General features: G+C 59.9%; 21 protein-coding genes. 13 read left to right on the plus strand and 8 right to left on the minus strand.

Annotation, left to right across the window (positions count from 1 at the left end; all coding sequences use genetic code 11):
* The first annotated feature begins 4 nt into the window (after positions 1 to 4).
* The 3 genes from A6U86_RS06645 (at position 5) to A6U86_RS06655 (ending at position 1,936) form a co-directional block, all read left to right on the plus strand.
* Entirely contained in the window at positions 5 to 226 is a 222-nt protein-coding gene (locus A6U86_RS06645) for a DUF1289 domain-containing protein (RefSeq protein ID WP_068387509.1), read from the plus strand.
* The gene (locus A6U86_RS06650; protein WP_068387512.1) at positions 223 to 924 is read left to right on the plus strand and encodes a TIGR02281 family clan AA aspartic protease; all 702 of its coding nucleotides are present in this window, start codon (positions 223 to 225) and stop codon (positions 922 to 924) included. The genes A6U86_RS06645 and A6U86_RS06650 overlap by 4 nt, the downstream gene beginning before the upstream one ends.
* A 106-nt stretch (positions 925 to 1,030) precedes the next feature.
* Complete coding sequence (locus tag A6U86_RS06655) at positions 1,031 to 1,936, plus strand: DMT family transporter (protein ID WP_068388038.1); 906 nt, start codon at positions 1,031 to 1,033, stop codon at positions 1,934 to 1,936.
* A 26-nt stretch (positions 1,937 to 1,962) separates the two neighbouring features.
* On the opposite strand, the gene A6U86_RS06660 is transcribed toward A6U86_RS06655, so the two are convergent.
* From A6U86_RS06660 to A6U86_RS06685, 6 genes are all read right to left on the minus strand, one after another.
* On the minus strand, positions 1,963 to 2,493 hold the full coding sequence (locus A6U86_RS06660) for a GNAT family N-acetyltransferase (RefSeq protein ID WP_068387514.1): 531 nt from the start codon (positions 2,491 to 2,493) through the stop codon (positions 1,963 to 1,965).
* Positions 2,490 to 3,821 (minus strand): folylpolyglutamate synthase/dihydrofolate synthase family protein, encoded by a 1,332-nt coding sequence (locus tag A6U86_RS06665; protein WP_068387517.1) that lies wholly within the window; start codon positions 3,819 to 3,821, stop codon positions 2,490 to 2,492. Before A6U86_RS06665 ends, A6U86_RS06660 begins: the two co-directional genes overlap by 4 nt.
* A gap of 81 nt (positions 3,822 to 3,902) precedes the next feature.
* Positions 3,903 to 4,664, minus strand: coding sequence for an ABC transporter permease (locus A6U86_RS06670; RefSeq protein ID WP_068387520.1), 762 nt, complete (start codon positions 4,662 to 4,664; stop codon positions 3,903 to 3,905).
* On the minus strand, positions 4,661 to 5,587 hold the full coding sequence (locus A6U86_RS06675) for an ABC transporter ATP-binding protein (RefSeq protein WP_068387522.1): 927 nt from the start codon (positions 5,585 to 5,587) through the stop codon (positions 4,661 to 4,663). Before A6U86_RS06675 ends, A6U86_RS06670 begins: the two co-directional genes overlap by 4 nt.
* Positions 5,588 to 5,973: 386 nt before the next feature.
* Positions 5,974 to 6,228, minus strand: a complete 255-nt coding sequence (locus A6U86_RS06680) for a hypothetical protein (RefSeq protein ID WP_068387524.1) — start codon at positions 6,226 to 6,228, stop codon at positions 5,974 to 5,976.
* 106 nt (positions 6,229 to 6,334) lie between these two features.
* Positions 6,335 to 7,528 (minus strand): extensin family protein, encoded by a 1,194-nt coding sequence (locus A6U86_RS06685; RefSeq protein WP_068387526.1) that lies wholly within the window; start codon positions 7,526 to 7,528, stop codon positions 6,335 to 6,337.
* A gap of 227 nt (positions 7,529 to 7,755) precedes the next feature.
* Between A6U86_RS06685 and A6U86_RS06690 the strand changes: the two genes are divergently transcribed.
* The 6 genes from A6U86_RS06690 (at position 7,756) to A6U86_RS06715 (ending at position 13,175) form a co-directional block, all read left to right on the plus strand.
* Positions 7,756 to 8,145 carry an acyl-CoA thioesterase gene (locus A6U86_RS06690; RefSeq protein WP_068387528.1) on the plus strand — a complete coding sequence of 130 codons (390 nt, stop codon included), beginning with the start codon at positions 7,756 to 7,758 and terminating at the stop codon, positions 8,143 to 8,145.
* A gap of 1 nt (position 8,146) precedes the next feature.
* Positions 8,147 to 8,740, plus strand: coding sequence for a hypothetical protein (locus A6U86_RS06695; protein ID WP_068387531.1), 594 nt, complete (start codon positions 8,147 to 8,149; stop codon positions 8,738 to 8,740).
* Positions 8,741 to 8,847: 107 nt separating this feature from the next.
* Positions 8,848 to 10,440, plus strand: coding sequence for an SEL1-like repeat protein (locus A6U86_RS06700; RefSeq protein ID WP_068388041.1), 1,593 nt, complete (start codon positions 8,848 to 8,850; stop codon positions 10,438 to 10,440).
* A 55-nt stretch (positions 10,441 to 10,495) separates the two neighbouring features.
* Complete coding sequence (locus A6U86_RS06705) at positions 10,496 to 11,566, plus strand: SEL1-like repeat protein (RefSeq protein ID WP_068387533.1); 1,071 nt, start codon at positions 10,496 to 10,498, stop codon at positions 11,564 to 11,566.
* Between the two features lie 143 nt (positions 11,567 to 11,709).
* Complete coding sequence (locus A6U86_RS06710) at positions 11,710 to 12,546, plus strand: RDD family protein (protein WP_068387542.1); 837 nt, start codon at positions 11,710 to 11,712, stop codon at positions 12,544 to 12,546.
* A gap of 191 nt (positions 12,547 to 12,737) precedes the next feature.
* On the plus strand, positions 12,738 to 13,175 hold the full coding sequence (locus A6U86_RS06715; protein WP_234906186.1) for a hypothetical protein: 438 nt from the start codon (positions 12,738 to 12,740) through the stop codon (positions 13,173 to 13,175).
* 51 nt (positions 13,176 to 13,226) lie between these two features.
* Here the strand turns inward: A6U86_RS06715 and A6U86_RS06720 are convergent, their stop codons facing one another.
* Positions 13,227 to 14,477: an MFS transporter gene (locus tag A6U86_RS06720; protein ID WP_068388044.1), complete on the minus strand. Its 1,251-nt coding sequence runs from the start codon at positions 14,475 to 14,477 to the stop codon at positions 13,227 to 13,229.
* 283 nt (positions 14,478 to 14,760) lie between these two features.
* On the opposite strand from A6U86_RS06720, the gene uvrB reads away from it, so the two are divergent.
* The 4 genes from uvrB (at position 14,761) to A6U86_RS06740 (ending at position 20,418) form a co-directional block, all read left to right on the plus strand.
* The gene (gene uvrB / locus A6U86_RS06725; RefSeq protein ID WP_068387550.1) at positions 14,761 to 17,679 is read left to right on the plus strand and encodes an excinuclease ABC subunit UvrB; all 2,919 of its coding nucleotides are present in this window, start codon (positions 14,761 to 14,763) and stop codon (positions 17,677 to 17,679) included.
* A gap of 197 nt (positions 17,680 to 17,876) precedes the next feature.
* A complete protein-coding gene (locus A6U86_RS06730) occupies positions 17,877 to 18,350 on the plus strand; it encodes an SRPBCC family protein (RefSeq protein WP_068387554.1) in 474 nt (157 codons plus the stop codon).
* 208 nt (positions 18,351 to 18,558) lie between these two features.
* Complete coding sequence (locus A6U86_RS35565; protein ID WP_198929025.1) at positions 18,559 to 19,170, plus strand: hypothetical protein; 612 nt, start codon at positions 18,559 to 18,561, stop codon at positions 19,168 to 19,170.
* A gap of 189 nt (positions 19,171 to 19,359) precedes the next feature.
* Positions 19,360 to 20,418, plus strand: coding sequence for an adenylate/guanylate cyclase domain-containing protein (locus A6U86_RS06740; protein WP_068387557.1), 1,059 nt, complete (start codon positions 19,360 to 19,362; stop codon positions 20,416 to 20,418).
* A 34-nt stretch (positions 20,419 to 20,452) separates the two neighbouring features.
* Here A6U86_RS06740 and A6U86_RS06745 read toward each other — a convergent pair whose 3' ends face one another.
* Positions 20,453 to 20,986, minus strand: a complete 534-nt coding sequence (locus A6U86_RS06745) for a nucleoside deaminase (RefSeq protein ID WP_068387559.1) — start codon at positions 20,984 to 20,986, stop codon at positions 20,453 to 20,455.
* Between the last annotated feature and the right edge of the window lie 173 nt (positions 20,987 to 21,159).

The following is a 21,159-nucleotide window of genomic DNA, read 5'->3' on the forward strand; positions in this document are numbered from 1 at the left end:
TCCTATGCTAACACCATGCATCCTTATCTGCTCGATCGACGACATTACCGGCTATTGCTTCGGTTGCGGCCGCACGGCAGCAGAGATCGGCGCATGGATGAGCTATAGTGACGACGAGCGCCGCAAGCTCATGGACGTACTTCCGGAACGCCTGACGAAGGTCGAGCGCAAGCCGCGCAGGGAAACCCGTCGACAGCGACTGGCAAAGGAGCGCAACGCCGTATGAACCGCCTGAACATCGTTCTCGCCATTCTCGGCATCGGCCTTGCACTGCTCATCTTCAACAACAACACCGGCACGACCTTCGGCATGCAAAATGATGACTTTGCCCGGGTCATCTACCTCTTGCCGATCGCCTTGATGATGAGCGCCGCTGTCTGGGCAAGCCGACACACCGTCAGCCAGTCGATACGCAACCTTCTCATCTGGTTCGTCATCATCATGGCGCTGGCAACGGCCTATATCTACCGCGGTGACGCCGAACAGGTCGGCAATCGCCTGTTCGCCGGCCTGGTGCCCGGCCATGCCGTCGTCGTCACCACGAGCGAGGGCGGCCAGGAAGTGATCCTCCACAAGCGCTCGAACGGGCATTTCGAGGCGCGAGTGATCATTAACGGGCAGCCGATAGACATGCTCATCGACACCGGCGCCAGCACGATCGCGCTTTCGCAGGAGGACGCCGAACGCGTCGGCATCATCCCCGAAAACCTCACCTATTCCATGACGGTGCTGACCGCAAACGGCCGCGCCAGCGCCGCTCCCGTGGAGCTCGGCTCGGTGGCAATCGGCCCTATCAAGCGTCGAGACGTCAAGGCGAGCGTCGCCGAAGCGGGCAAGCTCGACCAGAGCCTCCTCGGCATGAGCTTCCTCGAGACTTTGGGGTCGATGCAGATGCAGACCGATGAGCTACGGTTGCGGGACTGAGCCAAACCAAAGACAGGTGTCAACAGTTCGGTTGCGATCGAAGCATTTGGAGGTGTAGTCATCTTAGATGGCGGCAGAACCGAACCGCTTGAAAAGTGAAACACCCATGGCGCCCGCAAAGACTAACGTAACGACAGAGCTGCTGCTTCTCCTCCTCCTAGCAACCTGCTGGGGCGCGTCCTACAGCTTTATCCGTGTTGGCGTCGAGACCATTCCGCCGATCACGCTGATTGCCGCCCGCACCTTGATCGCCGGTGTCGTTCTGCTTGTCATTATTCGCTGGCGCGGCTTGAGCCTACCAAGAGATGCTGCGACATGGCGGCGCTTTCTCATCCAATCCTGTCTCAACAGCGCGATCCCCTTCACCCTCATCGCCTGGGCGGAACAAACCCTCGACGCTGGCTTGGCCACGATCCTGAATTCGACCACGCCAATTTTTGCCTTCCTGCTTGCGGCAGGATTATTTCGCACCGAGCGGCTGACCGGGCGGAAGCTTTTCGGCGTGGTCGCCGGCATGGCGGGGATCTGCCTGATCATCGGTGTCGATGCGTTGAATGGCGTTGGCCGGCAATTGCCCGCACAGCTTGCCGTCATCGCGGCATCCATCTGCTATGCGAGTGCTGCGCTGTTCGGACGCAACTTCAAGGGGCTGGACCCGATGATGCCGGCAGCCGGCTCGCTGTTATGCGGCGCAGCTCTCCTTATTCCCGCCAGCCTGGTCGTCGACCACCCCTGGCAACTCGCCCCGTCCTCCGCCTCGATCCTCTGCCTTCTCGGCCTTTCGATCGTCTCGACCGCCCTCGCCTTCAGCATCTATTTCCGGCTTATCCAGACATTGGGTTCCGTCAGCACCACGGCACAGGCTTATCTGCGCGTTCCCATCGGCGTCGGCATCGGCGTGATCTTCCTCGGCGAGCCTCTATCCTCGACAGCCGCGATCGGTCTTGTCTGTGTCGTCGCCGGGGTCATGGCCATGACGATCGCTCCGCGCAAGAAGGTCGCCGCCGGGTGACATTCATCTGAAGGCTGCGTGAAAAATTAGCGTAGAGCCGACAGATCGTCCCAGACGAAAATCAGGTTGTCCGAACGCCAGATCGGCCCGGGATCAGTGTACTGCCCGATCACGCGGCCTCCGAGCGAACGGTAGAAAGCAACCGCGGGATCATTGCCGACGACAACGCCAAGCCCAGCGCCGGTGTAGCCCATGGCGGTAAGCTGCGCTGCCAACTCACGCATCAGGCGGCGCCCAAGTCCCTGTCGCTTGACTGTGGGGTCGATGTAAAGGGAGCGTATTTCCCCTCGCCCGCCAAAGGCTGCTTCCGATGGCGCACCAATGGCGCCAATGCCAACGAGCCGATTGTCCTGCTCTGCCAACAGCACGCATTGATGCGGATGCGGATTGGCGAGCATCTGGCTCCACCGCATCAGGCGGAAATCTTCATCGAGCAACCGATAGACCTCGGCCGGCGCAAGATTGTGATAGGTATCGCACCAGACCGCGCGATGCAGTCGGGCGATAGCAGGCGCGTCATCGACAACAGCTGGCCGAATTCTGATCTCGGCCGTCAACTCGCGCCCTCTATCACCGCACCGCGCAGCGCGCCAACCAGATAGAGCGAACCGGTGACAAGCATCCAGCCGTCACCTTCCAATACTCTCGCAGCAGCCCGATCGAATGCCTTTTGCGCGTCCGGTTCGGCCTCGCAATCCATTCCCATGGATTTTGCCAGCATCTCCAGTTCGCTAGAAGGATGAGCGCGTCCGGATCCGGACGCTTCAGTGAAGACCGCATAGGCTACATGGCGCGACAGAACCGCCAGAAAGCCTTGAGCATCCTTGTCCGAGGCCAGCGCTACAATCGCCACGCATTCGCCGCGGGTGTCGGAAGAGCCTGTGATGTCCCGCAAGACCGCTTCAATATTGAACGGCACATGCGCACCATCCATCAAGACGGGCACCAGCCGCTGCCTGGCCTGGGAATTGGCCGGAAGCTTGACGTTGAACCGCTCCATCCGGCCCGGGAGACGGGCTTTTTCCCTAACGGTCTCATCAAGCAACCACGCACCGATCGGCTTGCCTGCCTGAGCAGCCGCGGTTGCGCTTTCGCCCTGCCGCCCCAACTCGTCCAGCACCAGACCGACCAGCGCATTGTTCTTTTGCGCTATCGTCGCATCATCCGGAACATCCGTGCGCAATACACGGCAGCCAAGGTCGTCGGCCCGTTGCTGAAGAACGTGCCCGGCCGCATCTGCGGCTGCAAGCGTGGTGGCGAGCGTCGCACCAGGCTTCAAAATGCCGACCTTCTCGCCCGCAATCGCTTCGCGCGTATTCCCGAGAATTTCCGTATGCTCGAGTTCGATATTGGTGACGACGGCGATCTCGCCGAAGACGACATTGGTGGAGTCCAACCGTCCTCCAAGTCCGACCTCGACCACAGCCCAATTCAAACCTGCATCTTTGAAGGCGACGAAGGCGGCAGCCGTTATCACATCGAACCAGGTGGCATCTTCACCTGCCGTTGCCTCTCGCTTCGCCCCTTGGTAGCAATCCAGCACCTGCATCACGGCCTGCGCAAGATTGTCATCCTCAACCGCCTGACCGAGAATGCTGACCCGTTCGTTCACGCGGTCGACATGCGGCGAAGCATAGCGGCCCACGCGCCACCCTGCTTGCAGCAGGCTGGCCTCGACGAGCGCACAAATGGAGCCCTTGCCCTTGGTGCCGGCGACATGGATGGCGCGAAAACTCTGATGAGGATTGCCCAGGCGCTGCATGAGATCCAGCATAGGCTCAAGGCCGACACGCATCTCCCCGCGCGGCTTGCGCTCCCAATTGGTCAGTTGGTCGAGGCGACTGAGGGCATCGGATAGCGCCCGGCTGGGAAGGGACGAAGACATGAAACACTTTCAGCGAGATTGAAATCGACGACTCCGACGCATGGCGCCGGTTTATCCGATCCATCTTCTAATGCTTCGTCCTCAGTTCCTCAACCGATAGCCCGTCTTGAAGATCCATCCAAGAACCGCCAGGCAGATGAACAGAAAGAGAGTGATCATCGCAAGGCTCAGCACCGGATTGACGTCGGCGATGCCATAGAAGCTCCAGCGGAAACCGCTGACGAGATAGAGCACGGGATTGAGGTGGCTGACGGCCTGCCAGAAGGGCGGCAGCATGTTGATCGAATAGAAGCTGCCGCCGAGGAAGGTCAGCGGCGGCACGACCAGCATCGGAATGAGGTTCAGCTGCTCGAAATTTCCAGCCCATATGCCGATCATGAAGCCGAACAGGCTGAACGTTATCGCCGTCAGCACGAAGAACAGGATCATCATGAACGGATGCTCGATCCTGATCTCGACGAAAAAGCTCGCCGTCATCAGGATGATCAGCCCGATCAGCATGCCCTTGGTCGCCGCCGCACCGACATAGCCGAGGACGATCTCACTCATGGCCACGGGTGCCGACAGCACCTCGTAGATCGTGCCCGTGAACTTCGGGAAGTAGATGCCGAAGGAGCCGTTGCTGATGCATTGCCCAAGCAGGGTCAGCATGATCAGGCCCGGCGTGATGAACGCCCCATAGGACACACCTTCGACCAGATTGATGCGCGATCCGATCGCGGCACCGAAGACGATGAAATAGAGCGAGGTGGAAATGACGGGCGAGACCACGCTCTGCAGCAGCGTGCGGCGCGTCCGGGCCATTTCGAAGCCATAGATGGATTTGATCGCTTCGAAGTTCATTTGGCTTCTCCTACAAGCGATACGAAAATGTCCTCGAGCGAACTCTGGCGCGTCGAGAGGTCTTTGAAATGGATCCCCTCGGCCGCCAGACGCGACAGTAGAACCGCGATGCTCGACTGTTCATTCTGGGCATCGAAATCGTAGATCAATGTCAGGCCATTCGGACCTAGTGAAAGTCCGTTGCCGTCAAGGCGGGCCGGTACGGCGTCCAATGGCTCGTTCAGATCGAGGATCAGCTGCTTGCGGCCGAGCTTGGCCATCAGGGCCTTCTTTTCCTCGACAAGCAGCAATTGCCCGCCATTGATGACGCCGACGCGATCGGCGATCTCTTCGGCTTCTTCTATATAATGTGTCGTCAGGATGATGGTGACACCGGAAGCGCGCAGGCGCTCGACCACATGCCACATGTCTTTGCGCAGCGTGACATCCACGCCTGCCGTCGGCTCGTCGAGAAACAGGATCTCCGGCTCGTGCGAGAGCGCCTTGGCAATCAGAACGCGACGCTTCATGCCGCCTGAAAGCTGGCGAAGCGTATTGTCCTTTTTGTCCCATAGCGACAGATCGCGCAGCACCTTTTCTATGTGCGCAGGGTTCGCCTTCTTGCCGTGCAGGCCTCGGGAAAAGCTGACGGTATTCCAGACGGTTTCGAACTGATCCGTGGTCAGCTCCTGCGGCACGAGGCCGATCATGGCGCGCGTGGCGCGAAAATCGCGCACGACATCATGTCCGCCGACCGTTACCGAGCCGCTGCTCGGATTGGCGATCCCACAGACGATCGAGATCAAAGTGGTCTTGCCAGCGCCATTCGGCCCCAGCAAGGCAAGGATTTCCCCTTGCTGGATATCGAGATCGACACCTTTCAGCGCCTGGAAGCCATTACCGTATGTTTTGGTAAGACTGCGGATGGAAATGATCGGAGCCATGATGCGGGTAAAGTCCGGCCTATGTGATTAATTTTGCAGCGGTTGCCCGCTATATAGCCCGAATTGTGCTTTTACCACCCCACCGAGTTGAAACACAGCGTTCGTCTAAGCCAAATAACGTGTCATCAAATCGTGACCTTCGTCGGGCATATACATCCTTAGGTGAGCAACGTTTGTCGCAACTCCGCCCAACGCCTCTTGGTGACAACGCCAGCGCCTGTTTTACTCGACGATTTATTGCCCTCGCATTGATATTGCGTGCCTCATTGCCACATGAAGTTTTTTTCTGGAGCAGGCAAGGATCCCCCGTCGTTGCCATGCCCCGTTCAAGCCGGCCCTCGCCGGCTTTTTTCTTTTTCGCCAGCTTACGATCAGTGGGATGACGTCTACCAGCTGCCGTTCAGGCCGCAACCGGCCGGTGGCAGGGTCTTGTGCTCGAAGCGAGCCTTCAGCATTTCGCAGCCCTTGTCGCGAATGGGACCCGGCATCATCGAATTGAGGCCGATACCGACTTCATCGAAAGGATCGTCGGCGTAGGCGACATAGGCGTACCAGCGCCCGCCGATCACGACAATGATGGCAATCAACGCGGCAATGAGCGCTCTTCCCAGGCTTCTTTGTCGTCTCGGCACCTGCTCCATCGAACCCTCGCTTGCCTCCCGTGGCCACACTTAACCGCAATTCCCCAAATAGGTAAATCAGCTTTCGTTTTCGGCAAGTATGGATGCATCTGCGTCCAAGCACTAATCAAAGGCTGCAATAGCGCCGGCCGCCCTTGCGATCCCTGAGGTCGAAATGGAAATGATTCCAATGCTCTGCATTACTTCCCGGTCCGAGAACGGTATCGAAATACCGGCAGCTATCGGTACGAACGGCCTTGAGCAATCCTCCCTCGCGGAAGGAGAATAGGCCCTTCTTGCGCACGTCGATCACATGGCCATTCTTCAGGACGAAGGTGCCGACATCGATGGCATTGCCATGGGCGTGTTCCGACATCGGATTATAACGTTGCCGGCTATTGTTCATCCGCCGGCAGGAATATCCGCCAAGCGGAACGATCGTGCCGATACCGGACCAGTAACGTGTGCGTGCCGCTGGCGCCAATTCGTTCTTGACCCATTTCGCAAAGGCAAGCGTCACCTGACAATTCAGCGTCACCGCCGGCCTGACGGCGATATTGCCCGACAGACCACTCAAAGAAACCGGATAGGGAACCTGGCAGGCGGGGCCATTCGAAATTGCCGGCTTGTCGGTATAGACGACGCCCATGCGCTTCAGTTCCTGGCGGCAGGCGATTTCGGAAGGCGGCATCATGCCCGGCGTCGATTGCGGCGCTTCGAACTGCTGGTCGATGCGTGGCATCGGATTACCGACGCGCGGCAGCATCGCCACCTGTGTGCCCGGCTGTTGCCGCGGTATCGGCGATTGATTGAGTTCAGCCTGTGCGGCCGACCGCTGAAGGGTCGAACGGTTGGTTTGCACCGGCGCGTCCGAACCGATGCCGTCGACCACAGGCTGGTCGGTTTGACCCTCGGCAATATTCTGGTCTTCTTCCTGCGCCAATCCGACCACTGATCCTGATTGCGCCTCCTCGGCCGGCCCGACCCCCAGCTCCGCATCCATATTGACGCCCTGGGAGGGAACATCGGCCTGTTGAGCCAGGCCCGTCTGGACATCCGTGGTGGTCACGGCCTCGCCCATCCCGGCCGTGCGCTTGTAACCATTGCCGTTGTAGTTGCTGGAGGCTGAAACGACGGGATCCTGCGCGCCGGGATAGGCGAATTGCCTTTGCTGCACGCCGCGATGCGGCCTGATCGAGCCGACGCGCGTGCTACTATCGACACTCGAGGGCGGCACGAGGCTATCTGCCGTACAGGCGACCAGCGCCGACGACAGCAGCAGTGGCAGCAGAGCCCGCCGTAGAATGGATAAATAGGCCATAATCCTGATCCGTTGCCCAGCCACGGGTCGGTAACGATGACAAATCCTAAATGGGAACGGTGAATGAATACTTACCGCCACGAACCGGGCTGTTCCGTTGCCACGCTTGGGAAGCGCGCGGACACCTTCAAAACCCCTGGTGGTAAACGCCGACACGGTCTTTCCCATCGCAGTGGGATTGCATAGGTTGGCAAGATGAATCAGTGCCCGGCGATAGGAGCGAAGGAATGAATGGCAGCGTCAAACCGAGAGGCGAGCTGACATTGCGCACGCTGGCTATGCCTGCTGATGCCAACCCCGCCGGCGACATCTTCGGCGGCTGGGTCATGGCACAGATGGACTTGGCAAGCGGCATCCGTGCCGCCGAGCGGGCTCGCGGCCGCGTGGTCACCGCCGCTGTCAAGGAAATGGCGTTCGAACTGCCGGTCAAGATCGGCGATACGCTGAGCGTCTTCACCGATATCGAACGTGTCGGCCGCACCTCGATCACCCTGAATGTCGAAGCATGGGCACACCGCGCGCGCTTCAACACGCTGGAAAAAGTCACGGCCGCGACCTTCATCATGGTCGCCCTTGACGAAAATGGCGCACCGAAGGCGGTGGCGGCGGAGAGCTGAGATGTTGGGCGCGGCGCACGCACCGGAGGTCTACGTCTATATCAGGACGGTCATGAGCATGGTGATCGGCCTTTCGCTGGCCCAGCTCCTGACCCGGCTCGCCGGCTTCGTGCAGGCCCCTGGCAAGAACAAGATCTACTTCGTCCACATCGGCTGGGTACTGTCGATGTTCCTGTTCATCATCCATTTCTGGTGGTGGGAGTATCGGCTGCAGTCCGTCGCGCAGATCAATTTCGGCGTCTACCTTTTCTTGATCTGCTTCTGCTGTCTTTTCTATTTCCTCTGCGTTCTGTTGAATCCGCCATCCGTCGAGGACTATGGCGGTTTCGAAGAGTACTTCATTTCTCGCCGTGGCTGGTTCTTTGGCCTCCTCGCCGTCACCTATGCCGTCGATCTGATGGATACCTGGCTGAAAGGCGAGGCATATTTCTATTCTCTCGGCTGGGAATATCCGACGCGCAACGTCGTCTACATCATCCTCTGCATCATCGCGGCAATCACCGCCAATCGGCGATTCCAGGCGGCATTCGTGATCGTCGGGCTGATCTACCAGATCACCTGGATCTTCCGCCTTTACGATGTGCTTCCGGGATAGAGATGAAAGACTGCCTGCCATTAAAACGGCTGCCATTTCGGCACTCTACAATCCTTGACCAAGACATCGCCATATTGTTCAGATCGATTGCCATCGGAGACGCAGCCTTGACATTAAAGAGCTATGCATTGGGATTGGCGCTTGCTCTTTCATTGCCTTGGATTGCTCACGCGGAAGATCCGGCACCCGGGCCGGCCAATACCACTATCGACCTGAAATATTGGGTGGAATTTGCAAAACAGGGTAACGCCGCCGCGCAATACGGTCTCGGCTATCGCTACGCCAACGGCCAGGGCGTGGAGCGCGACGATGCTCAGGCGGTAGAGTGGTATGAGAAGGCTGCCGCCCAGGGCAATGCTCAGGCCCAATACGCCCTAGCCTACATGTATTCGAACGGTCGCGGCATGGATGCCGACCAGAAGCAGGCCAACGACTGGTATCTGAAGGCCGCGCAGCGCGGCAACGCCGATGCGCAATATGCCATCGGCTATTCCCTGGCCAATGGTCGCGGCATGGATGTCGATAACGAGCAGGCCATCAGCTGGTACCAGAAATCAGCAGCCCAGAGCCAGGCGCAGGCACAATATGCCCTCGGCTACATGTATGCCAGCGGGCTCGGCGTCGAGCAGGATTATGCCATTGCTCTCGGCTGGTATCGCAAATCAGCCGATCAGGGCCGTACCGACGCTCAATACGCGCTCGGCTATATGTACGATACCGGTCAAGGCGTGGCGGAAAATCAGGCCGCTGCTGTTGACTGGTATGGAAAGGCTGCCGCTCAGGGATACGCCCAAGGCCAATATGCGCTCGGCTACGCCTATGCCAATGGCAGGGGCGTCGAGAAGAGCGAAGCTGAGGCCTATTCCTGGTACAGGAAAGCCGCCGAAAAGGGCCGCGCCGACGCGCAATATGCCATTGGCTACAGCCTTGCGAACGGCTTGGGTGTTGCAAGAGACTATCGGCAAGCGCTGCAATGGTACCGCAAATCCGCCGATCAGGGACGATCAGATGCTCAATATGCGCTCGGCTATCTCTATGCCAACGGCCAGGGCGTCAAAGTTGATGAGCCCAGCGCCGTGAAATGGTATCGCAAATCGGCCAATCAGGGCGACGCGCAGGGCGAATACGCCCTCGCCTACATGTATGCCAGCGGCCGCGGCATCGCCAGGGATTACCGCAAAGCCTTCGAATTCTATGGGAAATCGGCGGCGCAAGGCCACGCGGATGCACAATACGCCCTTGGCTACGTCTATGAGAATGGCCAGGGAACCGCGCCGGACAAGGCTGCCGCCGCCAGCTGGTATCGCAAGGCCGCCGAGCAGGACAACTCGCAGGGGCAATATGCGCTCGCCTCGCTCTACTATCACGGCGATGGCGTCGCCAGAGATTATGGCCAGGCGGCCGATCTGTTTCGCAAGGCGGCGGAACAAGGTGACGCCCGCGCCGAATATAGTCTTGGATATCTCTATTATAACGGCTACGGAGTGCCCAAGGACGCAGCGATCGCAGCCGATTGGTTCAACAAGGCTGCAGCAAAGGGACTGCCGGAGGCCCAACACGGCCTCAGCTATATGGAAGCCAATGGAGACGGTCCGATCAGGGATCTCGGTCCCTTGGGCGAAGGACGTGCCGCCGGCAAGGACACCGGCTCGACACCCGGCTGGATCGCCCTTCGTTTACTGATGGCTCTTCTGCCGTGACGACTGCGAACATTGTATATTGATACTCTAACGGACACCGACTGAGGGGTAGATCGTGAATTGGAAGAAGGGGGCCGTGGGATTGCTCTTCGCGCTGGCATCCGCAGGCGCGGCACACGCCGATGTCGGACGCAACAGCTATGATCGTGGAGATTTCAAATCGGCACCCGACTATTTGCGCCCCTTGGCAAACAAGGGTGATGTCGAGGCGCAACTGAAGCTCGGCCAGATGTACGAGCAGGGTGACGGCGTCGAGAAGAACCTCACCCAGGCACTCCACTGGTACCGCAAAGCCGCCGAGCAAGGCAGCGCCGAAGCACAGTTTAACCTCGGCACCATGTACGACCAGGGCGAAGGCATCGCCATCGACAAGGGCGCGGCCATCCAATGGTACAAGAAGGCCGCAGCGCAGGGGCACGCCAACGCGCAATACAATCTCGCCGTCATGTACGACACAGGCGAAGGCATGGTCCAGGACAAGGCGCAGGCCTTCATCTGGTACCGCAAGGCCGCCGAACAGGGCGATGCGGACGCCCAATACAATGTCGGTGTCATGTTCGACCAGGGCGACGGCACCGGCAAGGACAAGAGCCAGGCCGTCACCTGGTATCTGAAGGCCGCCGGCCAGGGCAAGGTCGAGGCGCAATACAATCTCGGCATCATGTACCGCGATGGCGAAGGCGTCGCCAAGGATGGCGCGCAGGCCCTCTCCTGGTTCCGCAAGGCGGCCGATCAGGGAGATGCGGATGCCGAATACAACATCGGTGCCATGTATGCCGATGGCGACGGAATAAAGCAGAACGACGCAGAAGCGATCATATGGTTCCTGAAGGCCGCGGGGCAGAATGACGTCGAAGCCGAGTACAATCTCGGCGTCATGTTCCGCGATGGAGAAGGCGTCGCCAAGAATGCCGTTCAGGCTGTCTATTGGTTCGAGCGGGCGGCCGGGCACAGCTATGCCGACGCCGCCTATAATCTCGGCATTATGTATCGCGACGGCGACGGCGTTCCGGCCAATTCGGCCAAGGCGCTTGAGTGGTTTCGCAAGGCGAAAAGCCTGGGCTATCAGGGCGATACCGATGACGGACAGGAAGAGCCGTCGGATGCCAAAAGCATCCCGATCTGAGATGGCCATGCGGATCGATCAATAGGCACTCTCGTTTTTTGGCAGCTTACTGTCAGCTCTTCGGCTAGCCGTGCCAACTGATGCAACTTGAAGCATATTGCGCTGCGCCTGGGGGCGGCAATGGGCGCTGAAAGTGGGGGACTATGAGTTTTGCTGCCTCGGATTACCAACTGGCCTCACTGCCGCCGCGCCACTTCTGGCGTCGGCTTGCAGCCTATGCGATCGATATCATCCTTTTCCAGATCGTGTTCACGCTGCTGTTCCTCGCTCTGTCGATGGTGACGCCCTGGGATCTGACGCTGCCGTTTCTCCAGAAGCAGCAGTGCAACGAAACAACAACGGGGCCGCTTGTTCCGAAGATAGAGGCCGAATGGCCGCTGCAGAAGGGTGAAGTGAGAAGCAACCAGCTGTGCCGCATATCCTGGCTCGGCAGCAAGGGATACACCGTCTTCGTCTCGAAAGTCGTTTCGGAACAGGGCGCGACGACCTCCATACGTGCCTTCTCCACGCCGGTCGACAACAATGGAAATCCGGTTGATCCAAACGTAACGACGAGGCCGACCTCCAGCGTCGTCCTGCTCATCCTGCCCCTTGCTTTCGCCTATTGCTCAGCCCGCGCAAGACGAACACCGGGTAAGCGATTGCTGTCCCTGCGCGTGACGACGATTGAAGACGGCCCGATGCCCCTGGGGTTGGCGGCAAAACGGGAAATATTCAAGTTTCTGCCCTTTGTGCTGGTTGCGGTCTTCAATCTGGTCAGCCTGTTTATCTTGCGGCCCTTCCAGCCTCCGATCGACCAGTTGATCCAGCAGGCCCGTGACGCCAGTATCCTCACGGCCGACGGTTTCCTCGCCCTGACGGGCGCATTGGCGCCGATGCTGCTTGTGTTCACGCTCATCTGGTGGCTCTTTCCGTTGGTCATCTGGCGCGGCCAGACCTTCTACGACCGCTTCTGCGACACCAAGGTCGTCAGGGACTAGCGGTCACGGCTGGCTCGCGAGCAGACGGGGTTGCCATGCCGACAGAAGACATGAAAGACTGCAGCTGGCCGGGACATGCTTTGCTGCTTCTTCTGTTGAGAGGTTAGATCGCCGTGAAACTGAAACACGCCTTACATTCCGCCTCGCTTCTGCCGTCAATTCGCACGGTATTGCTGGCCGGAGCTATTGTCTTGCCACTATCCCCACTGCCGATGGCAGCGACGCCGGCCGAAGCCGCGCCGGGCGCCTGCTGGTCGCTGCTGCAGAGCAAATTCGGCCCACAGATCGAGAAATCGGTAAATGAAGCCGATCCCTGCAAGAAGCTGCCCGGTGTCGATCACAAGGAAAAATTCGAGGTCAAGTCGCTCGATGTCTGCGATGGCCCGACCGGAAACGTGCAGATCAACGCGCATGCCGAAATGGAATGCAAGTCGCATGGCTTTCTGAAGACGACGCTCAAGGGGCAGCTCGACGCGTCCATGACGGTCGATGTCGGCGCCTGCCATATCACCGATCTGCGTCTCGGCATCAACGGCCCGATCGGCGAGCTGATATCCTCCGTCGGTGGATTGCAGGACCTCGCCCGCGGTTTTGCCCAGGCGAAAATTTCCGAGATCTGCGGCAAGTAAAGCCAGGGCCGGCAAGATGCCGGCCCCGCTTAAATTGGATACCGAGCCGGCTCAGCTTCGCACGGCAGCATCCGCCTCGCCGGCACTCTTGCTGCCGAAGCGGACCCCTTTCTTCTCGAAACCGAAGCCGGCGAATAGAGCCACGACGACGGCAACGATGCAGGCGACGATCAGCAGCGCAGTGGCATAATCGCCATTCCATTGCTTTGCCAACCCGGCCTGGATCGAGGCATTGCCCGACGCCAGAAGATTGCCGAGCTGGTAAGCGAAACCGGGGAAGGTGCCGCGCACCTCGTCCGGCGACAATTCGTTGAGATGCACGGGCACGATGCCCCATGCGCCCTGAACGAAGAGCTGCATCAGGAAAGCGCCGATCGCCAGCATCACCGGTCCCTGTCCGTAAACCCAGAGCGGTGCGACAGGAATGGCCAGAAGTGCGGCGATGACGATGGTTCGCCGCCTGCCCCAACGCTGCGACAACACGCCGAAGGTCAAACCACCGACGATAGCGCCGATATTATAGACGATGGCGATGGCGCCGACCGTATAGGAATCATATTGCTTCTGAGTTTCGAGGAAAGTCGGATAGAGATCCTGCGTTCCGTGACTGAAGAAATTGAACGCAGTCATGAGAAGCACCGCCCATATGAAGAGAGGAATATTCTCTCGCAGCACGGTGAGGAACGCTCGCTGCGGTTTCGACTGCCGCTCTACGAAGGCCGGCGATTCCTGAACGTTCCGCCTGATGTAGAGCACCAGCAACGCCGGCACCGCACCGACGATGAACATGCCGCGCCAGCCAATGACCGGGAACAGCAGGAAGAAGACGATGGAGGCAATCAGGTAGCCGGAGGGATAGCCCGCTTGCAGGATGCCCGAAACGAGACCGCGCGAGTCCTCCGGTATGGTCTCCATGACCAGCGATGCGCCGACCCCCCATTCGCCGCCCATGGCGATGCCGAAGAGAGCACGCAGGACGAGGAACATCGTCAACCCGGTCGAAAACCCGGTCAGGAATTCGAACACCGAGTAGAGCAGCACATCCACCATGAGCGTGGTGCGCCTGCCGTAGCGATCCGCCGCAAGGCCGAAGATCAAAGCGCCAAGCGGGCGCATGGCCAGCGTGAGGAAGATGGCGACGGCAACCGCCGGAACATCCGTATGAAACTCCTCTGCTATATGCTTGAGAACGAAAACCAATATGAAGAAATCGAAAGCATCCAGCGTCCAGCCCAGATAGGCCGCGATGACGGTGTTTCGTTGCTGGGGGGACAAGGAACGTAAGCTATCCAATGCGGTCATCATGATCCTCCGACCGGATGGCGGCGGCGAGGCGGGTAATTCCGGATGCCGTCGAAGCTGGGGGAACCCGGCACTGGCCGGGCATGTCGACGTTGCGGTGGTTCCTCCTTTGGCGCCAGTGAGGATTGCGCTGCGCGGACTTTCGGATCAGCGATAACGCACCAGCCGCGCTTGAGTTGTAACACATTTGACATCTTCGAATAATGGAAAATTCCTTTAGTTTGTTTCCCTTTTGTACCCTTTGCCTCTTCACATCCGCGCATTCTCTCGCCATATTCGCCCCATGGCTAAAGCACCGAAAAAATCCCCCGCCCCGTCCGGTTTCGAAGAGGCGCCACAGGCTCCGTTTGAGGGCGCACCGCTCAGCGGCGGCGTTGCCGATTGGGTAAAGCAGCTCGAGGCCGATGCCGAAATGTCCGGCATCGAGACGCAGCGCGAGATTGCCTCGAAGGCCGGCAAGCACCGCAAGAAGGTGGAAATCGCCGCCTCCAAATCCGGGCGCGGCACCTCGATGGGCGGATCGACCGACCCGAAAACACGCGCCGCCGCCGGCCTAAACCCGGTGTCCGGCATGGACACATCGCTGGAAAACGCCGCCAATGCCGGCACGGCCGTGACGGCGACTGTCGAGGCGCTGTCGGCGCTGATCGAAAGCGGCAATCCGCTCTTCAAGGACGGCAAGCTCTGGACGCCGCACCGCCCTGCCCGACCGGCAAAGTCCGAAGGCGGCATCCAGATTCGCATGGCCTCGGACTATGAACCCGCCGGCGACCAGCCGACCGCCATCCGTGATCTCGTCGAAGGCCTGGACAATGGCGACCGCAGCCAGGTGCTGCTCGGCGTCACCGGCTCCGGCAAGACCTTCACCATGGCCAAGGTGATCGAGGCGACGCAGCGTCCAGCCGTCATCCTCGCCCCGAACAAGACGCTTGCCGCCCAGCTCTATTCCGAGTTCAAGAACTTTTTCCCCGACAACGCGGTCGAGTATTTCGTCTCCTACTACGATTATTACCAGCCGGAAGCCTATGTGCCGCGCTCGGATACTTTCATCGAGAAGGAAAGCTCGATCAACGAACAGATCGACCGCATGCGCCACTCGGCGACGCGCTCGCTGCTGGAACGTGACGACTGCATCATCGTCGCCTCGGTCTCCTGCATCTACGGTATCGGCTCGGTCGAAACCTACACGGCGATGACCTTCCAGATGAATGTCGGCGACCGGCTGGACCAGCGCCAGCTGCTGGCCGACCTCGTGGCGCAGCAATACAAGCGCCGCGACATGGATTTCATCCGTGGCTCCTTCCGCGTCCGTGGCGACACGATCGAAATCTTTCCGGCTCACTTGGAGGATGCAGCCTGGCGTATCTCCATGTTCGGCGACGAAATCGACGCCATCACCGAATTTGACCCGCTGACCGGCCAGAAGACCGGCGACCTGAAATCGGTGAAGATCTACGCCAACTCGCACTATGTCACGCCGCGCCCGACGCTGAATGGCGCCATCAAGGCGATCAAGGAAGAGCTGCGAATCCGGCTCGCAGAGCTGGAGAAGGCTGGACGCCTGCTTGAGGCACAACGGCTTGAGCAACGCACACGCTATGACGTCGAAATGCTTGAGGCTACCGGTTCCTGCGCCGGCATCGAGAACTATTCGCGTTACCTCACCGGCCGCAATCCCGGCGAACCGCCACCGACGCTGTTTGAATATATTCCCGACAATGCGTTGCTTTTCATCGACGAAAGCCATGTCTCGGTCAGCCAGATTGGCGGCATGTACCGGGGCGACTTCAGGCGCAAGGCGACATTGGCCGAATACGGCTTCCGCCTGCCCTCCTGCATGGACAACCGACCGCTGCGCTTCGAGGAATGGGACGCCATGCGCCCGGACACGATCGCGGTTTCGGCAACGCCGGGCAGTTGGGAAATGGAACAATCCGGCGGCGTCTTCGCCGAACAGGTCATTCGCCCCACCGGCCTGATCGACCCGCCGGTCGAGGTCCGCTCGGCCCGCAGCCAGGTCGACGACGTGCTCGGCGAGATCCGCGAGACCGCCGCCAAGGGTTACCGCACCCTTTGCACCGTCCTGACCAAGCGCATGGCCGAGGACCTGACGGAATATCTGCACGAACAGGGCGTGCGCGTGCGCTACATGCACTCCGACATCGACACGCTGGAGCGCATCGAGATCATTCGCGACCTGCGCCTCGGCGCCTTCGACGTGCTCGTCGGCATCAACCTGCTGCGCGAAGGTCTCGACATTCCCGAATGCGCCTTCGTCGCCATTCTCGATGCCGACAAGGAAGGCTTCCTGCGTTCGGAAACCTCGCTCGTCCAGACCATCGGTCGTGCCGCTCGTAACGTCGACGGCAAGGTCATCCTCTATGCCGACACCATCACCGGCTCGATGCAGCGGGCGATGGACGAGACCAGCCGCCGCCGCGAGAAGCAGATGGCCTACAATCTTGAACACGGCATTACGCCGGAATCGGTGAAGGCGAAGATTTCCGACATTCTCGACAGCGTCTACGAGCGGGATCATGTGCGCGCCGATATCGGCGGCGTCTCGGGCAAGGGCTTTGCCGATGGCGGCCATCTCGTCGGCAACAACCTGCAGGCCCATCTCAACGCGCTGGAAAAAGCCATGCGCGATGCCGCCGCAGACCTGGACTTCGAAAAGGCCGCCCGTCTGCGCGACGAGATCAAGCGCCTCAAGGCGGCCGAACTGGCCGTCATGGACGATCCGATGGCGCGAGAAGAGGCGAAGAGCATCGAGGGTGGCAAGAGTGGCCGCCCCAAGCCTTCGAAAGCCGCCGCTTCAAACGGCGCATCTCAGGATGAGGGCGGAGCGAAAGGCTCAGACGGCAGCCCTCATGGTGAGGAGGCCCAAAGGGCCGTCTCGAACCATCATGGTGAGGCGGGAGCGCAGCGAGCCTCGAACCACGAGCGCGGGACGCAGAGCTCCTATTTCGCCAAGCCGAGCCTTGATGAAATGAAACCTGGCAGCGAAGCCGGCACTCCACTCTTCCGAAAGAACACGCTCGACGAGATGACCGTCGGCCGCACCGAAAAGCCGGTCATCGGCAAGGTGCCGGACAAACCGGTCATCCGTGCGAAACCCGGCGTTGGTTCCTATGAAGATCCGGTGGACGAGAAGCAACGCAAGGAACGCACGAAGGGCAAGACCGGACGGCCAGGACGATAAGCCAGCTCCAGCGGAAGCCCCTCGCTCCGTTGCCGTCTCATGGGAGGTGACGACAGGCCGAAGTATCCGTTCATGCCTTGCGGAGGCTACTTTTGCTTCTACATGCCGTTATGTGAGGAGGTACCAACGAGAGGATGACAGGCGCGCTGCCGCATCGCCTCTCTTTGGGCAAGTCACAGCAACCAGGGGAGAGACCGATGTCAGAGCCTTTCGTCGTCCGCCGTGAGACCCATGTCTCGGCGCCGCCCGCTGCCGTATTTGCACTGCTGACCGACCCGGAAAAGATTCTCCGCTGGATGGGCACGGAAGCGCAGGTCGAGCCGAAGCCCGGCGGCCTCTATCTCGTCAACGTCACTGGTGCCCGCTTCGCGCGCGGCTCTTTTCGTGAAGTCGTGCCCGTTCATCGCCTTGCCTATAGTTTCGGCTGGGATGGCAGCGAAGTGGTTCCGCCCGGATCCAGCCTGGTCGAGATCGATCTGCTCGAGGAGCCGCCGAACGGAACGCTGCTGCGCCTCACCCATACCGGCCTGCCCTCGGTCGAGCAATGTGAAGGCCACGCCAGGGGTTGGGCGCATTACATCGATCGCCTCGCCGCAGTCGCGGCCGGACGCGACCCAGGCCCGGACCACTGGCACGGGGAAGACGGACAGCGCGGGCAGCCGGCGAAATAGGGCGCGGAAACCATCGGACAGACTAGTTGGCTAATTTGGCCACAACGTCTACGCCGTCAGGCCGACAAAACGCTTAGGCGCCGCTAGTCCTTTCCAGCGTGAACCCAAGATCGCGATACCTGGAGGCGTACCCTCGGCTAACATCGAGGTTGGCACTTTGGTGGGTGGTGGCGTCTCTTTACTAGATCCAAATTGGAGGCCATAGCCGATGACTAAGGTTAAACTGTTGGACGCTGAAGGCAGAGTTGATGAAGCGAGCATCAAGCTTTCACGCGACGAGCCGTGGCATCTTATATTTAGAAAAGATGGATCACCCGAGCGCCTCTATTCCGCTGAGGACTTATTCGAGGCGCTGATTGTACTCAGACTTGACCTTGAAAAACTTGGATACAGACTGCTGTGTGCAGGCTCTCGAAAGGACGCTTATCCTTCTGGGATGAGCAGAAGTATGAGGGGGGGCCGACAGGTGTCCTTGCTCAAATTGGGTTGTTCAGCGGAGACATCAATTGAATTGCTCGACGGTTGTTCTCCCGAGGACTTTGGGACCGTTGAAGAGCAAGAAGCATTCTACCGAAGTTGGATACGGTCGCTCCCCCAACCCGAGACAGTGGTGCCTTATATCCAGGAGATTGAGGTCGCGAAAAATTATCCCAATGGTCGAGTATTCAGAATCGCGGGAACCTTCGCCGCGTATGAGGCTGTTCCACCTGAGGCGATCGTTGGTGCTTGGGAGGTAAACGACTCTGGGGAGATCAGCGGAGAGTTCGTTTTCAATCCAAATTATGATCGTATTAAGTGGCCGTCTCCAAAGAAGCATTAGATCTTGAAATGAGAAACATCAGGCTGGCGGCCTCGGCCGGGACGTTTGATAGAGTCATAACCTTCAGCAAAGGCGCAGGCTTACCTATGGCATCATCACTCGCGCATCGAATCTCCGCCCCTGGGCAAAGCAAGTGCCAGTCGCGGTGAAACAGATGACAGCCTGCAACCGCCATGGCATGATCGCGACATGGATTTGCCCGCCCCCCTTGCCTGGCTGATCGATGAAGCCGGCGCCTCGCCCAGCCCCGAACGCTTTCTGGCCGATCTCGGTCGCCAATTGCTGGCCGCCGGGCTGCCGCTTGGCGGCGGCGCGCTGACACTGGCCGTGCCGCATCCGATCATCACGGAACGCACCTGGCTGTGGCGGGCAGAGACGGACACCGTCATCGAGGCTCTTGGCTTTGCCGGCGCTTCGCTTGGCCAGGCCGGACGAGATTGGCTGGTCGAGCTTGGCCCGACCTGGGAGGAGGCGATTGGCAAGGCGCCCGGCAGTCCCATGCTCGGCTGGGCCGGGACGGGAGTTTTCGATCCCTCGGTGACGGACAGCCTGCGCCAGGTCGCACGCTTTGCGGCTGCTCCCCTTGCAAACCTCGCCGCCCGCGCGACGCTCTCGGCCTTGCTCGAGGCCTATCTGGGACGGAGGAGTGCCGCCCGCGTACAGGCCGGCGCGCTGCATCGCGGCACGGGCGAAACCATCCGCGCCGCCCTGCTCTGCGCCGACCTCAGGGATTTCACCGCCCTTTCCGAGGCGACGGAGCCCGCCGTGATGATCGCTGCCCTCGACGCCTGGTTCGACCGCGTCGCCGGCGCCGTGCACGCTTTCGGCGGCGAAGTGCTGAAATTCATGGGCGATGGCGTGCTGGCGATCTTCCCCATCACCGGCACGCCGGCAGACGCCTGTGATGCCGCCCTTCGTGCCGCTACGGCCATCCGCGCCGGCATGGCCCATCTCGACGCTATCAGACAGGCACAGGGCCTGCCGCCGCTCCCTTTCGGCGCCGCCCTGCATTTCGGCGACATGCTCTGGGGCAATATCGGCGCCGCCGACCGCCTGGACTTCACCGCCATCGGCCCCGCCGTCAATCTCGTCAGCCGGCTCGAGGGCCTATGCAAGCAGCTCGGCCGCAATGTGCTCGTTTCGGGCGCGGTTGCGGCGGAAGCGAGTATGGCGCTGATTCCGCTGGGAGAGCATGAATTGCGGGGAATTCTGGAGCCTTGCGCCGTGTTTACGCTGGCGGATGCCTGAGGCACACTGAAAATCTTGAACGCAATGGTTGCTGTCAGCTGCTCAAGGTACCAGCCTTGATCTCGGCCCGCACGGCGGCCTGAAAATGCGACGCTCCACCGCTCTGCCAGAACTTCTCGCTGGTCGTGTTGAGAAAATCCGCAAAAAGCTTGCAGGCATCCAACCGGCGAATGCCGCCGATGACTTCCACCGCTCTCGAAAGGTGACGCGGAGGCGCGTTTTCGAGCCTCATATGAGCGCATCCACCGTAGGCATCCTCCATGGCGAAAACGAGCTTCGTTATCGGGAGATGCAACATGGTGCCGAAGCACATGATGCACGGATCAAGCGTCGTATACAGCGTCAGCCCGTCATTTCGCGAGAACGCATAATTCCCTTTAAATACTTGATGAAACAAGTTCATTTCCGCGTGGTTCAAATGGTTCGAGGCCATGGTTTTGTGAGCACGCCCGAGAATTTCTCCTCCAGCGACCAAGACCGCACCGACAGGAAATATGCCCGCTCCCAAGGCGAGCTTGGCCTCCGCCAACGCGACACCCATCATGTACTCGTCATTCGATTGCACCATGTCGTCCCAGCTCCTCCCACCGTTACAAATCGTGTCACCGCAGGATAATGGTCTGCGTTACGACCGCGTGACAACTCCGTATCTTTGCCATCCGTCGCGCTACTTTAGCGATAGGCTGGAAGCCCATTGCAAACATTAGCAACAATGGATTTTCCTGTCTCTTATACACATCT

Origin of the sequence: Rhizobium sp. AC27/96 (genome assembly GCF_001692325.1) — a bacterium.
Taxonomy (GTDB): domain Bacteria; phylum Pseudomonadota; class Alphaproteobacteria; order Rhizobiales; family Rhizobiaceae; genus Rhizobium.